The 14,454-nt window shown below is 72.0% G+C and carries 10 protein-coding genes and 1 pseudogene; 6 read left to right on the forward strand and 5 right to left on the reverse strand.

What is annotated here, in order from left to right; all coding sequences use genetic code 11:
• The first annotated feature begins 71 nt into the window (after nt 1-71).
• From ACFY2Z_RS22025 to ACFY2Z_RS22035, 3 genes are all read left to right on the forward strand, one after another.
• Nucleotides 72-1,247, forward strand: coding sequence for a glutathione-independent formaldehyde dehydrogenase (locus ACFY2Z_RS22025; RefSeq protein ID WP_390745789.1), 1,176 nt, complete (start codon nt 72-74; stop codon nt 1,245-1,247).
• 135 nt (nt 1,248-1,382) lie between these two features.
• On the forward strand, nt 1,383-2,459 hold the full coding sequence (locus ACFY2Z_RS22030) for an ATP-dependent DNA ligase (RefSeq protein ID WP_390745790.1): 1,077 nt from the start codon (nt 1,383-1,385) through the stop codon (nt 2,457-2,459).
• A 57-nt stretch (nt 2,460-2,516) separates the two neighbouring features.
• Nucleotides 2,517-3,479 carry a DUF3048 domain-containing protein gene (locus ACFY2Z_RS22035; protein WP_390745791.1) on the forward strand — a complete coding sequence of 321 codons (963 nt, stop codon included), beginning with the start codon at nt 2,517-2,519 and terminating at the stop codon, nt 3,477-3,479.
• Between the two features lie 33 nt (nt 3,480-3,512).
• Here the strand turns inward: ACFY2Z_RS22035 and ACFY2Z_RS22040 are convergent, their stop codons facing one another.
• Both ACFY2Z_RS22040 and ACFY2Z_RS22045 read right to left on the reverse strand, forming a co-directional pair.
• Nucleotides 3,513-3,845 carry a hypothetical protein gene (locus ACFY2Z_RS22040; RefSeq protein WP_390745792.1) on the reverse strand — a complete coding sequence of 111 codons (333 nt, stop codon included), beginning with the start codon at nt 3,843-3,845 and terminating at the stop codon, nt 3,513-3,515.
• Between the two features lie 209 nt (nt 3,846-4,054).
• Nucleotides 4,055-6,743 (reverse strand): annotated as a pseudogene (locus tag ACFY2Z_RS22045) (ATP-binding protein).
• 284 nt (nt 6,744-7,027) lie between these two features.
• Between ACFY2Z_RS22045 and ACFY2Z_RS22050 the strand changes: the two are divergent.
• Nucleotides 7,028-8,125 carry a DUF2510 domain-containing protein gene (locus ACFY2Z_RS22050; protein WP_390745793.1) on the forward strand — a complete coding sequence of 366 codons (1,098 nt, stop codon included), beginning with the start codon at nt 7,028-7,030 and terminating at the stop codon, nt 8,123-8,125.
• A 156-nt stretch (nt 8,126-8,281) separates the two neighbouring features.
• Here the strand turns inward: ACFY2Z_RS22050 and ACFY2Z_RS22055 are convergent, their stop codons facing one another.
• A complete protein-coding gene (locus ACFY2Z_RS22055) occupies nt 8,282-8,896 on the reverse strand; it encodes a TetR/AcrR family transcriptional regulator (protein ID WP_390745794.1) in 615 nt (204 codons plus the stop codon).
• A gap of 204 nt (nt 8,897-9,100) precedes the next feature.
• Between ACFY2Z_RS22055 and ACFY2Z_RS22060 the strand changes: the two genes are divergently transcribed.
• Together ACFY2Z_RS22060 and ACFY2Z_RS22065 are read left to right on the forward strand one after the other, a co-directional pair.
• Complete coding sequence (locus ACFY2Z_RS22060; RefSeq protein ID WP_390745795.1) at nt 9,101-10,027, forward strand: phosphatase PAP2 family protein; 927 nt, start codon at nt 9,101-9,103, stop codon at nt 10,025-10,027.
• Nucleotides 10,024-11,019, forward strand: a complete 996-nt coding sequence (locus ACFY2Z_RS22065) for a DMT family transporter (RefSeq protein WP_390745796.1) — start codon at nt 10,024-10,026, stop codon at nt 11,017-11,019. Before ACFY2Z_RS22060 ends, ACFY2Z_RS22065 begins: the two co-directional genes overlap by 4 nt.
• Nucleotides 11,020-11,083: 64 nt before the next feature.
• Here ACFY2Z_RS22065 and ACFY2Z_RS22070 read toward each other — a convergent pair whose 3' ends face one another.
• Nucleotides 11,084-11,950, reverse strand: a complete 867-nt coding sequence (locus ACFY2Z_RS22070) for a phospholipid scramblase-related protein (RefSeq protein WP_390745797.1) — start codon at nt 11,948-11,950, stop codon at nt 11,084-11,086.
• Nucleotides 11,951-12,082: 132 nt separating this feature from the next.
• Complete coding sequence (locus ACFY2Z_RS22075) at nt 12,083-14,134, reverse strand: phosphocholine-specific phospholipase C (RefSeq protein WP_390745798.1); 2,052 nt, start codon at nt 14,132-14,134, stop codon at nt 12,083-12,085.
• Between the last annotated feature and the right edge of the window lie 320 nt (nt 14,135-14,454).

The following is a 14,454-nucleotide window of genomic DNA, read 5'->3' on the forward strand; positions in this document are numbered from 1 at the left end:
TCCAGGGCTCTCCGCGCCACCCCGACACCGCCGCGCCGCGGTCACGCCGCACGGCACCGAAGGAAGCAATCATGAAAGCAGCCGTCTACGAAGGCCCGCGAACGGTCACGGTGAAGGACGTACCGGACGCGAAGATCGAACACCCCTGTGACATCATCGTCAAGATCACCACCACCAACATCTGCGGTTCGGACCTGCACATGTACGAGGGCCGCACCTCGTTCGAGCCAGGCCGCACCCTGGGACACGAGAACATGGGCCAGGTCGTGGAGGTCGGCTCGGCCGTCCGCAAGGTCCAGGTCGGCCAGTATGTGGTCCTGCCGTTCAACATCGCCTGCGGCTTCTGCAAGCAGTGCGAGCGGGGTCTCACCAACTACTGCCTGACCATGCAGCCGGAACCGGCCCTCGCCGGAGCCGCCTACGGATTCGCCGACATGGGCCCCTACCAGGGCGGCCAGGCGGAACTGCTGCGCGTGCCCTACGGGGACTTCAACGCGCTGCGCCTGGGCGAGGACGCCGCCGACCGCCAGACCGACTATGTGATGCTCGCCGACATCTTCCCCACCGGCTACCACGCCACCGAGATGGCCCACGTCAAACCCGGCGACCAGACGATCGTCTTCGGGGCCGGTCCCGTCGGGCTGATGGCGGCCTACTCCGCCATCCTCAGGGGCGCGGGCCGAGTGTGGGTGGCCGACCACCATCCCGACCGGCTGCGCAAGGCGGAGGAGATCGGAGCCATCCCGATCAACAGCGCCGAGCAGGACCCGGCGGAGGTCGTCAAGGAGGCCACCCTCGGGCTGGGCGCCGACAACGGCTGCGAGTGCGTCGGCTACCAGGCGCACGACCCCCAGGGGCACGAGGACGCCAGCCTCACGCTCAACGGACTGATCGACTCGGTCAGGTTCACGGGCGACATCGGTGTGGTGGGCGTGTTCCTGCCCGAGGACCCCGGCGGCGCCGAGGCCCAGGGGGAGCTGGAGGCGCACGGCAAGGTCCCGATCGACTTCGGCATGATGTGGTTCAAGGGCCAGCAGATGGGCACCGGGCAGGCGCCGGTCAAGAAGTACAACCGTGCGCTGCGGGACCTCATCGCCGGCGGCAAGGCCAAGCCGAGCTTCGTCGTCTCCCACGAACTGAGCCTGGGCGAGGCCCCCACCGCCTACGAGCACTTCGACGCCCGTGACGAGGGCTGGACCAAGGTCGTCCTGCATCCGAACGGCCACGGGAACGGCCACAAGCGCTGAGGGACCCGACGGCCGCCGCTCCACCCACGTCCCCGCGCCGGTCCGGCCGGCGGGCGGCGGTGGCCGCGCCTGGGCCCGCTCGACAGGCGCGTACTCGACAGGCGGGGCCCTAGATCCGCTCCTAGAGTCAAAGCCATGGATCTGCCGGTGATGCCGCCCGTCAAGCCCATGCTCGCCAAGCCGGTGGCGAAGATCCCGCCGGACATGCAGTACGAGGCGAAGTGGGACGGGTTCCGGGCGATCGTCTTCCGCGACGGCCCCGAGGTGGAGCTGAGCAGCCGCACGGGAAAGCCGTTGACGAGGTATTTCCCGGAGCTGGTGGAGGCACTGCGGGAGCGGTTGCCGGAGCGCTGTGTGCTGGACGGGGAGATCGTGATCGTCCGGGAGGGGCACCTCGACTTCGACGCGCTGACGGAGCGGATCCATCCGGCGGCCTCCCGGGTGCGCACACTCGCGGAGCGGACCCCGGCCTCGTTCGTGGCGTTCGACCTGCTGGCGCTGGACGACCGGTCGCTGCTCGCCGTCCCGCTGACCGAACGGCGCCCTCTGCTGGAGGGAACGCTGTCGTCGGTGACGCCGCCGGTCCATCTCGCGCCCGCGACGACGGATCGCGCCGTGGCGGAGGAGTGGTTCCGGCAGTACGAGGGCGCGGGCCTGGACGGAGTGATCGCCAAGCCGTTGTCGGGGACCTACCGTCCCGACGAACGCGCGATGTACAAGATCAAGCACGAGCGCACGGCGGACGTGGTGGTCGCGGGCTACCGCTTCCACAAGAGCGGCCCGGTCGTCGGTTCCCTGCTGCTCGGGCTGTACGACGACAGGGGCGCCTTCCAGCATGTGGGCGTGTCCGCCGCGTTCTCCATGAAGCGGCGCGAGGAACTCGTGGCGGAGCTGGAACCGCTGCGGATGGAGGAGGTCGAGGGCCATCCGTGGGCGGCCTGGTCGGACGAGGTGGCGCACGAGACGGCCCGGCTGCCCGGTGCGCCCAGCCGCTGGTCGGGGAAGAAGGACCTGTCCTGGGTGCCGCTGCGGCCCGAGCGGGTGGCGGAGGTGGCGTACGACCACATGGAGAACGGAGTGCGCTTCCGGCACACCGCCCGCTTCCGCCGATGGCGCCCGGACCGCACCCCCGAGAGCTGCACCTATGCCCAGCTGGAGGAGCCGGTGCGCTACGACCTCGCGGAGATCCTCGGCACTCCTGGCCGACCCTGACACATGTTTGTCGATGTTTATCGAGACCGATCGTGTGCTTATAGGTTCTATATGGGCATGCGACCAACCGTGCGGAGACGGCGCGGCAGGACGGCGGCGGCGCTGCTGACCGTCGCGATCATGGGCTGCCTGGTGGCGGGATGCACCGCGGGCGGTACTCCCGAAGACCACGGGCAGGACGGCGGCCGCTCCTCCGCGCCCGCCTCCTCCGGGGCGGTACTCGCGGTGAAGATCGACAATGTGGCCGCGGCGCGCCCGCAGACGGGCCTGGACCAGGCGGACCTCGTCTATGCCGAGCAGGTCGAGGCCGGGCTCAGCCGGCTGATGGCGGTGTTCGCGACTGATCTGCCGAAGGTGGTCGGCCCGGTGCGCAGTGCCCGCGAGTCGGATCTGGAGCTGCTGCGCCAGTTCCACACACCGACGCTCGCCTTCTCCGGTGCGCAGCACAAGCTCCTGCCCCTCATCGACAAGGCACCCCTGACCCCGGCACCCCCGGACAGGAACTCCGACGCCTACTTCCGTGACTCCCACAAGGCCGCCCCGCACAACCTCTATCTGCGACCGCAGCGCCTGATGCGGTCCGCGCCGGGAGCCGCCGCGCTGACCACCGGCTTCCGCTTCGGCGCCGCACCGGCGGGCGGCACCCCTGAGACCACGCAGACGGTCCGCTTCCCGTCGGCTCGGTTCACCTTCACCTGGTCCGCGGAGCGGCATCGTTGGCTGGTGGCCATGGACGGGACGCCGACGGTGGCGGCGGACGGGACGCAGGTGGCCCCGGCGACCGTGGTGGTGCAGTTCGTACGGGTGCGCACGTCCGGCCTCCACGACGTCCTCGGCAACAACTCGCCGTACACGGAGACAGTGGGCTCCGGGAAGGCTCAAGTCCTGCGCGACGGAAAGGTGTTCGACGTTCGGTGGCGGCGGGCGTCGGCGACGGACGGAACACGGTTCACGACGGCGGACGGCACCCCGATGAACTTCGCGCGGGGGCAGGTCTGGGTCGTGCTCGCGAAGGAGTGAGCCGGGGCGGGCGAGCCGCTGTCACCTCGTCCGCTACGACCTGCGGCTGAGCCGGCGTGCGATCGCCGTGCCGGCGTCACGGCGGGCGGGGGCGAGCGCCGTCCGGGCGTCGTCGGCCGAGGCGAGTCCGAGGGCCGCCGCGATCGCCTCCCAGGCGACACCGCCTTCGAGCAGCGCCTCCACGGCGGCACCGACGGCGACCACTGTCTCCCGGCGGGCCCGGTCGAGTTCGGCCAGCGCACGCAGCAGGTCGGGGGCCGTCGCCGCATCGGAGAGCCCGCTCTGCGCCGCGTGCCGCGCCTGGTCGGCGGTGACCCACCAGTCGGCGGCCGGGTGCGGGGAAGCGGTGAAGAGGGTCCGGTCCACGGGGTGCCGCCTTCCTTGCCGGGTACGGATGCGGGGGCTGCCGTGACCGCCAGTCTAGGTCGGTGATCCGGTGAGCGGCGCCTGTGGTCCGCTGAACGGACCAATGCGCGCGGGCTGCTGACCGCCCCTGCGCCGCCGACGGAGTGTCACCCCCGGGGCCACGGCACGAGGGTCGGACGCCGGTCGACCCGTCACGCCACGGCCGAGCGTCACGCGCTCCCCCACCCGTCCTCCAGCGCCTGTTCCGCCCGGGCCGCCAGCCCGTCCGCCCCGCACGACCGGGCCAGTGTCAGCCCCCCTCCTCAGCTCGGCCGCCGAACGGGTGGCCACGCCGTACTCGACACGGGCCAGCGCATGCTCGTAGGCACAGGGTGACGCCTCCAGATAGGTCACCGCCCGGGCGTACAGCGCGGCGGCGCGCTGGCCCGTCTCCAGGGCGGCGGCCACCCGGAGTGCCTCGCCGATCGCGGTGTCCGTGCCGAGCAGCTCGGCCTGCCGGCGGGCGGACAGGGCGAGTTCGGCGGCCCGGCGCGGATCGTCCGCGGCCAGCGCGCGGGCGAGATCGGCGGCCCAGGGAGCCAGTACGGTGTTGTGACCGCGCCCGGCGGCCGCCTTCTCGGCGGCCTCCAGCTCGCCCACTCCCTCCTCGGTCCGGCCGACGGCGCACAGCAGCCGACCGCGGACGCACCGGGTGTCGGGCAGCACGATCGTGGAGGGGTACGGCGGCGCGAAGCCGTATCGCTCGGCGATCGACCAGGCCTCCTCGGCATGCCCGCGGGCGAGCAGGGTGTCGACGAGTCCGCAGGTCGCGGACCAGTACAGGGGCAGTCCGCGGCCGACGCGCTCCGCGAGGCGCAGGGATTCACGCAGCGAGGTCTCCGCCTCTCTGAGCCGGCCCCGCCTGCGATGGGCCAGTCCGACATAGGCGTGCGCCAGGGCGAGGTGGCCGCCGCTCCACCCGGCGGACTCGTAGGCGCGCAGGGCCTCCGTGAACAGACTCTCGGCCCGGTCGAGGCGGTCGGTGTAGGCGTAGGCGCTGCCCAGCATCAGCAGCAGCTCGATGCCCCACTCGGTGTCGGTCCAGCCGAGTCCGGGGGCGAGGCGGCCGTTGACGAGGGCGCGGTCGCACAGCTCCACGATCTCCTCGGCGTTCTCGCCGTGGGTCATCGCGTCGAAGCCGCGCAGGATGAGCAGTGCGCGTTCGGAGTTGTCCTTCCCGGTGCAGGTGCGGGCCAGTTCGGCCAGCTCCCGGGAGCGGTCCGGGGAGTCCTCCTCGGACGCGTGGATGCCCTCCCACATGTAGTGCACGGCCTGCAGCCGCATCCGGGAGGGCCCGGGTTCGAGGCGGGCGGCCTCCTCGTCGACGGTGCGGACGGCCTCGTCCAGCTGGTCGTTGTGCAACAGGGCCTGGGACAGGCGGCAGACGGCGTCGACACGCACCTCACCCTCCAGGCCGGGCATGGCGAGGGCCGCCTGAAGGTAGTCGATGGTGGTGGCGGGCGAGGTCAGCAGGGTGGCGCAGCCCAGTTCGTAGAGCACATGCGGATGGACCTCGGGCAGCGGCGGCTCCACCAGGGCCCGCTCCAGGCAGCGGCGGGCGGCATCGGGGGCGCCCACGGCGAGGTGCTCGCGCGCCGCCTCGCGCATCTGCTCCACGAGTTCCTCGTCGTCGTCCGGATGGACCTCCAGGAGGTGACGGGAGGCGGCCGCGGCGCCGAGTCCGGAGTCCGTGACGACCTGTGCGGCGATGCCGTGCATCGCGGTGCGCAGCCCGTCGGGGATGGAGCGGTAGACGGCACTGGCGATCAGCGGGTGTACGAACTCCAGCTCGCCCTCGGCCAACTGGCGGCCGGCCGGATCGGGCTCGGCCAGGATGCGGGCCGCGCCGAGGAGTTCGGCACACCGCACCGCCTCCCCATGGTGCATGGTGGCGAGCCGGGCCACCAGGTCCACGGTGATGCCGGTGCCGAGGATGGCCGCGGCCCAGGCGAACCGGGTGGCCTCGATGCCGAGGCTCTCCAGTCGGGCGACGAGGCCGTTGCCGCGGGCCGAGCGGTTCAGGGCGCGCAGTTCGACGGCGGACGCCTCGACCGGTTCGAGCTGGCTGTCCTGCACCTTGGCGAGGAGTTCGACGGTCTCGTACGGATTGCCGCCGGTCACGGCCCACACCTCGCGGCAGAACGGCGCGTCGGCGTGCGCGCCGATGGTGGCGCGGGTGATTCCGGCGGTCGCCTCGGGGGTGAGTTCGCTCAGCGTGCTGACCGGGCGGCGGGCGGCCGCGGCGATCGTGTCGAGGTGACGGGCGCTGTCGCCGGTGACCTCGCCGGGGCGCAGGGCGACCACGACCAGGACACGCAGTTCTTCGAGGCGCTCGCAGAACGCGGCGAGCCAGTGGAGGGTCTCCAGGTCGGCCCACTGCGCGTCGTCGATGAGCAGGACCAGGGGCCACTCCCGTTTGGCGAGCCGGGAGACGGCGACGACCAGGCCGTCGCACACACCCTGCGGGTCGGCCTGCCGTTCGCCCGGTTCCGTTATCCCGAGGGCGGGGCCCGCGACGTCGTACCAGTCGCCCAGGTACTCCCGCGCCTCCTCGGGCATCAGCGAGAGCAGCGCGGGCTGAAGCAGTTGCCGTACGACATTGAAGGGGACGGACGTGACGGTCTCTCCCCCGCGCGCCGACCACACCGTGCAGCCGCGCCGCTCCGCGATGCGGCGTGTCTCGGTGAGGAGCGCGGTCTTGCCGATGCCGGCCTCCCCGCCGATCACCAGCAGGCTCCCCGACGCGGAGGGCGAGGCGTCGTCGCACAAGGCGTCCACCGCCTCGGTGACGACGGCGAGTTCCGCGTCGCGTTCCCACAGGGAAGCCGAGGCGGCCGCTCCGGGCCGTGCCTCCGTCATCCCGGTACCTCCCCAGGTCGCCCAAACGACGTACAGACATCGAGCCTAGCCGCCCCCGGGCCCCGGCGGAGCCGGGTCGGGGCACCTGTTGCCGTGATGGGTGACTTGCGATGCCCTGGGGCGACGCGAGGGGCCGCCGACCAGCCGAGGAAAGGTTTCGTTGGTCAATTTCTCGCAAAACCGGCCCTCTCGACGGTCACTGACGGACCACCGGAGAACCGGGGCGGACCGGCCGGTCGGGGGGCTCTCATCCCTCTTTCACGCATGCCTCCTACGGTGGTCCCATGACGCAGGTGACTCCTCCCGGGTGGTACCCCGACCCCGGGCAGACAAGTGACGGGCCCGCCACCGAGCGCTGGTGGGACGGCAAGGCGTGGACGGACCGGACCCGACCTGCGGATCAGGCCGCCGCATGGGCTCCGCCGGCACAGCCGCCGGGCGTCGGACCGTATCCGGGCGGGCCGTTCGCCACCATGCCGTATCCGGCCGCCGCGCCCGCCCCGGCGCGGCGCGGGCTGCGGACCGGGATAGCCGTCGTGGCGGCGATCGCCGTGCTCGCGGGCATAGGCGGCGGCGTCTACGCGCTCACCGCGAACGACGGCGGCGGGAACTCCGCGCGTTCCCAGGGGCCCGGGGGCCGGGGAGGCTTCGGCGGTCCGGAGGGCCAGGGAGGCCGCGGCGGGCAGGACGGGCAAGGGGCACAGGGGGGCCAAGGGGGCCAGGGCGATCCCTTCGGCGACCAGGGCGGACCCTTCGGAGGCCAGGGCGGTCAGGGGGGCCAGGGCGGCCCCGACGGATCGGGCGGGTCGGACGGGTCAGGCGGGTCGGGCGGATCCGGGGGGACCGAGGACGGGTACGCCACCGACCCGTTCAACGGCATCAGCATCCCCGTACCGGACGGCTGGAGCGGCAACCTCATCGACGGCGGCGCGGCGATCCAGTCGAAAGGCGAGTACAAGTGCCCCGGTGACACGACGAAGACGTGCAGCACCGGCGGGGCGTACTCGGCGTCCGCGAAGGCGCAGGGTCTGACGGCCACCAAGGCCGAGGCCGCGGCCAAGCAGGACATCGCCAAGAACGCCGAGGAGTCCTACGGCGGCGCGAGCTACGGCGGTATCACCTCGCACCAGGTGCTGGCCTCGAAGACGGTGACGGTGGCCGGGCAGAAGGGCTACCTCGTCCGCTGGAAGGCGGTCACCGGGAAGGGCGCGGACGGCTATGTCGAGTCGCTCGTCTTCCCCTCGCCCGCCGGCTCCGGGCAGCTCGTCGTCGTCCGCTTCGGTATCGACGTCGGCTCGAACGCGCCGAAGCCGTCCGTCCTCGACCAGGTCGCCGCGGGCATCAAAGCGGCGTCCGCGACCGGCGACGGACAGAACGTCTGAACCACCGCCGCCCGGCCGAACGTAGTACTGCGGCCGGGTGGGGTTCCCCTCCGCTCAAGAGGAACCCCACCCGGCCGGGTTGCGCGCCGCCCCCGTCCCCACGGTGCGGCGCAGCGGGGCCGACGTCCGGTCATCCCACGGACGGCGGCCCGGTCTCTAGGTCAGTCCCAGCAGCGGGAGCACCGCCACCTCGACGTAACGCGTGAAGTACTCCTCGTCCACGTGCTGCCCCTCCAGCAGCGGCCGGGCGCGGAGCACGCCCAGCAGTTGGACGGGGATGAACTCGAGGGCCGGATGGTCGGCGGCCACCTCGCCGCGCTCCACCCCGCGCCGCAGGATCTCCCGCAGCGCCCTGGTCTCGGGCTCGACCAGCGCCTCGCGCAGCGCCTGGGCGAGTTCCTGGTCCTGCACGACGGCGGGACCGAGGGCCTGGAGCAGCTTGGTGTCGCGGCGGGACCACGCGGCCGCGGCCCGTGCGGCGGCGCGCAGGTCCCCGGCGAGAGAACCGGTGTCGATGCCCGCGATCCGCTTCGTACGGCTGGATCTGAGGGCGGCGGCCACGAACTGGGGCTTGGTCTTCCACTGCCGGTACAGCGTCGACTTGCTGCACCGCGTGCTGGCGGCGATGCCCTCCATGGTGACCGAGTCGTAGCCGCATTCGCGGATCTGCTCGAGCACGGCGTCGAAGAACTCCCGCTCACGCTGCGGCGTGAGCTTGGAGCGGCGCGAAGCGGCAACCGAATCCGGTTCCTCCGCTGCCTGCGACGTCATGGCTGGCTCCTCCTCCGTAGCGCGCCCGGCCCGTGGGCCGCTTCACATCAGTATATCGATACGCGAGTGTACCGGTACGCGAGCGTATCGGTACACTGACGTATCGATGAGCCTTGGACAGGACCCACTCGTCTGTCGAGTGGACCCTTTCCTGGGCTCACCACGCACCACCTCACGCAAGACCATCAGCAAAGGGGCCGGGGGATGGATTCCCGCACCGAGCCTGAAAGCGACGGGGCAGCCGCGATACGGCGGCCGCCCCTCGTCCGGGAGCTCCTGCTCGTGGCGGGGCTCTTCCTCGTCTACAAGTTCGGCCGCCAGCTGGCGAACGGCCGCACCGCCGAGGCCTACCGCAACGCGCACCACGTGTGGCACTGGGAGCGCTCCCTGCACCTGCCGGGCGAGGGCGACGTGCAGTCCGTACTGCTGCACGGCCACGTCCTGGTCCGCACCGCGAACCTCTACTACGTGGCCGTCCACTTCACGGCCACCGTGGCCTTCCTGGTCTGGCTGTACCTACGTCGCCCGGACCACTACCTGTGGGCCCGCCGGGTCCTCGCCCTGCTCACCGGCGCCGCGCTGGCACTGCACCTGACGTTCCCGCTCGCCCCGCCGCGCATGCTGGACGTGGCGCATCTGGTGGACACCGGGCAGGTCTACGGCCCCACGGTCTACGGGGCCAGGCCGGAGACCGACTCGATGGCGAACCAGTTCGCCGCCATGCCGTCGCTGCACTTCGGATGGGCCCTGATGGTCGCGATCGGCCTGATCGCGACCACCCGGTCACGGCTACGGTGGCTGTGGCTGCTGCATCCGCTGCTGACCCTGGCCGTGATCGTCGGCACGGCGAACCACTACTGGCTCGACGCGATCGTGGCGAGCGCCCTGCTCGCAGTCGCGCTCGCGGTGGTCCACGCACCGTCGCCGGCACCGGACAAATCGCCCACGGCACGCCGCACGCTCCCCGCGCCGAGGCCCGCCGAGCCCGTACCGGTCGCCCGGCGCTCGGCGGCCCTGCCGGACACACCGGCCGCTCGGCCCCCGGCGTCCCCGGCCGCCGCCCGGCGCTCGACGCTCATGCCCGACGTGCCGACCGCCGGCGGTCCCGGCCTGGTGGGAGCGGGACGATGAGCGCCACGCTCCTCGCCCTCGTCCTGTCCCTGTTCTCGGCCGTCGCCTACGCGGCCGCGGCCGTGGCGCAGGAACGGCTCGCCGCCCGGTCCCCGGGCACCGACACCCTGCGGCTGTTCACCAGCGGCGCCTGGTGGTGGTCGGTACTTCTCAACGCCTCCGCCGCCCTGCTGCACGTCGCCGCCCTCAAGTTCGGCCCACTGACCCTGGTCCAGCCGCTCGGCGCGCTCACCCTGGTCGCCGCGGTGCCGCTCGGCGCACGTGCGGCGGGACGCCGGGTCAGCCCGGTGGAGTGGCGGGGCACCGTCCTCACTCTGGCCGGTCTGGCCGCGCTGCTGGTGACGGCCTCCGGGCCCGAGCCCGACAACGTGCTCAGCCTGCCGGAGGCCCTGGCCGTGGCGGGCGCCACCGCCGGCCTGATCGGCACACTGACCCTCCCCCACTCCCGCTCGACCGGGGGGCTCTCACTGGGCTCCCGCCCCGGCCTGCGGCACGCGACCGCCTCCGGTGTCGCCTCGGGTGTCGCCTCGGCACTGACACAGACCGTGACGGTGGCCGCGACGGACCGCTCGCAGTCGGTGCTCAGTGTGCAGGTCGTCGTGGTGGCGCTGCTGGTCGCGGCGTTCGCGACGGGTGGTCTGCTGCTGTCCCAGACCGCCTACCGGGACGGCCTCGGCGCGCCGCTCGCGGTGGTGACCCTCGCCAATCCGGTCGCCGCCGCGGTGATCGGCCTCTCCTTCCTGGGCGAGCACCTCCAGGGCGGCCCGGCGGGCCTGCTGCTCACGGCGGTGGGCGCGGCCCTGGCCTCCTGGGGCGTGGTGACACTGTCCCGGTCGGCCCCGGTCCCCGCCCCGGCGGCGGACACCGGGGCGGGCGCCGACCGCCCCGTGGCCACGGTGCCCGGCCCGGCACCCACGCCGCTCCCCTTCGAGCCGCCGTTGCTGCCCCAGCAGCCGGCACCCCCGTCACCGGGGCACCTCACCACGCTGTGAAACGGGCGGAGGCCGGCACGTATCTGTACGTGCCGGCCTCCGCCGTCGTCGTCCGTCCCCGGACTCAGCCCCAGCCCCGGGAGTCCTGCTTGAGCGCGGTGTCCACGGTCAGCGCCGTCGCCACGACCAGGCTCACCAGCGGCTCGGGCAGCTGGTAGTGGATCTGCAGGACGTAGTTGTCCGCCGTGGTGAACATCGTCTTCGCCAGACCCTCCCAGGTCTTGGTGATCCGGGCCACCTCGTTCCCGGCGTGGTCGACGATGGCGAAGTTCCAGGCGCGCCAGTTCTCCGCCTTGATCGCGCCGACCTGCCGGCCGTCCGCGTTCATCGCGAAGTTGATCTTCCCGAACACGTTCTGCTGGACGATCTCGCCCACGGGCTGTCCGTCCGGACGCTGGATCAGCACCCGCGACTTGAAGATCTTCGCGGGCCGGACCAGCACGAGCTGCGGCTGTCCGTAGGCGTCGCGGATCTCCAGCTTGTGCGTCAGGAACTGGTCGATGCTGGAGACGAAGCGCAGGATCTTCCGCAGCGCGCTCTGCCCGACCTCGGTGACCGCGCCGAGCTGGTTGCCGTTCTGGTCGAAGACGCTGTACTCGTTCGTCAGCTCGATCAGCTTGGCCTTCTGGTTCACGACCAGCACCGGTTCGCTGAACAGGGTGCCGCCACCGGCGCCGCTGGGGGCGACCCCGGCCTGCTGCTGCACCTGACGCTGGACGCGCGGGTCAGGGGCGGCGACGGGGCGGCCGTACACCTGCTGCGGCTGCTGCTGCACCGGGGGCGCCTGGTGGGCCGGCTGGGCGGGGCCACCGCCCTGCGGGTCCGCGTGGGTGTGCTGGGTCCACTGGGCACCGTCCCAGTACCGCAGGGTGCCCGGGCCACCGTGCGGATCCGGATACCAACCTGCAGGTGTGTTCGATTGCGTGGTCACCGGGGCACACTACCCCGACACCGGCGCAGGCCCCCGAAACGGGGCGATCGGGCCGCCCTCGCCCTTGCGGCGCCTCCGCCGGCCCTGCCCGGGACCGCCGCCGGGGTGCGCGCGGCGGTCCCGGGTCCCCGGTCACCCGGTGACGATCGCCGGGTCGCTCACGCCCGGCCGCCCGTTCTCGACGTGTCCGGCGAAGCGGCGCAGGAAGGCGGGGTCGGCCTCGGACGTCACGGTGAAGTCGTACCAGCGCCTGCTCGCCCCCAGGGCGAAGGTGCGCCGCACGGTGGCACCGGAGCGGACCGTGACGGCCTGGGCGTGACCGCCGTACGCGCAGACGACCTTGAGCCGTACCGTGCCGGAGCCCTTGTGGGTGAAGGTCAGCTCGACGTCGTCGCCGACGTGCCGTGCGACGACCTCCGGGCCGGCCGCCTTGTTCGGCCCCTGGAAGACGCGCAGGAAGCCGTTCGGGCCGTGCACGGTCAGGTCGTAGGAGCCGCCCGAGTAGGCCGAGTTCCAGGTGTCCGAGACGGTCTTGCCGGCCTCGGTGGTGTAGGTCCAGGGGCCGTCGGTGCGGTTGCCGGACGTGACGAGGAAGGCGGCGCCTGCCTGCGCCCCGGAGGCGAAGGACAGCGTGAACCTCCCGTGCCCGGTGTCCGCGGAACCGTCCACGACGGGCGCGTACTTGAGCGGACGGGTGGGCCGCGAGCCGCGCTCCTGCTTGGGCAGGACGGGGTGGGCGGGCGGGGTCGGCACATAGTCGGGGTGCCGGTCGTGGTCCGGCGGCTGGTAGCCGTCCGTGGCCGGCAGCGACACCGGCCCGGTGTCCTTGCGGGAGAAGTCGAACGCGGAGGTCAGGTCGCCGCAGATCGCGCGTCGCCAGGGCGAGATGTTCGGCTCGTGCACGCCGAAGCGCCGCTCGATGAACCGGATGATCGAGGTGTGGTCGAGGGTCTCCGAGCAGACGTATCCGCCCTTGCTCCAGGGCGAGATGACCAGCATCGGCACGCGCTGCCCGAGTCCGTAGGGACCGGCCGGGTGGCCGGCATCGCCCACGAAGAGGTCCGGGCCGGCGTCCACCGTGGACCTGCCCTGTGCGGCGGAGGCCGGCGGGAACGGCGGGACGAGGTGGTCGAAGAAGCCGTCGTTCTCGTCGTACGTGATGAACAGGGCCGTCTTCGCCCACACCTGCGGGTCGGAGGTGAGTGCGTCGAGGACCTGGGAGACGTACCAGGCGCCGTAGTTGGCGGGCCAGTTGGGGTGCTCCGTGAACGCCTCGGGGGCGACGACCCAGGAGACCTGCGGCAGCCGGCCGGCCTTCACATCGGCCTTGAGCCGGTCGAAGAAGCCCTCGCCCGTGCGGGCGTCGGTGCCGGTGCGGGCCTTGTCGTAGAGCGGGTCGCCGGGCGCCGCGTTCTGGTACTGCTTGAAGTAGAGCAGCGAGTTGTCGCCGTAGTTGCCGCGGTAGGCGTCCGGGATCCAGCCCCAGGAGCCCTTCGCGTCCAGGCCGTCACCGACGTCCTGGTAGATCTTCCAGGAGACACCGGCGGACTCCAGGCGCTCGGGGTAGGTCGTCCAGCTGTAGCCGGCCTCGTCGTTGCCGAGGACCGGGCCGCCGCCCTGGCCGTCGTTGCCCGTGTAGCCCGTCCACATGTAGTAGCGGTTCGGGTCGGTGGAGCCGATGAACGAGCAGTGGTACGCGTCACAGACGGTGAAGGTGTCGGCGAGCGCGTAGTGGAAGGGGATGTCCTCGCGGGTCAGATACGCCATCGTGGTGGCGGACTTGGCAGGCACCCACTTGTCGTACTTGCCGCCGTTGAAGGCGGTGTGACCGTCGTTCCAGCCGTGCGGTAGGTCCTGGATGAACGCGAGACCCAGGTCGTCGGCGTCGGGGTGGAACGGCAGGACGTCCTTGGTGCCGTCCGACTGGTGCCAGACCGACTTGCCGTTCTGGAGACTGACCGGGCGCGGGTCGCCGAAGCCGCGGACGCCTCTGAGCGTGCCGAAGTAGTGGTCGAAGGAACGGTTCTCTTGCATCAGGACGACGATGTGCTCGACGTCCTCGATGGTGCCGGACCGGTGGTGCGCGGGAAGAGCCGCGGCACGCTCGATGCTGCCGGAGAGCGCGCTGAACGCGGCGGTGCCGCCCGCCAGCTGCAGGAAGCGGCGCCGATTCACTTGAGGCATGACGGAGTGACCCCTTGTCCTGAACGGGGGCATGGAGCGCCCGTTGGTGAGAGAACCTGCGCGAAGGGAGTGTTCCAGGGACACCAAACGTCAGGAAAGGGTGCGATGGCGCCCATGTGAAAGTCGCCGGTACGGCAGATGCGGCCGCGGCCAAGAGCTCCCCAAGACCTTCCCAAGCCCCCTGACCACCTGCCGGAATTTCCTGCGCCAGCCCACTGCTTCCGTCCTCGCAGGGGAATAGGGGAAAGCCGGCTTCTGGCGATCTCCCCGAAGGTCGGAGCAGGAGTCAAACCATTCTCTCGGCAGTTTCTTCCCTTAAT

Source organism: Streptomyces sp. NPDC001222, assembly GCF_042896945.1.
Classification (GTDB): domain Bacteria; phylum Actinomycetota; class Actinomycetes; order Streptomycetales; family Streptomycetaceae; genus Streptomyces; species Streptomyces gibsoniae.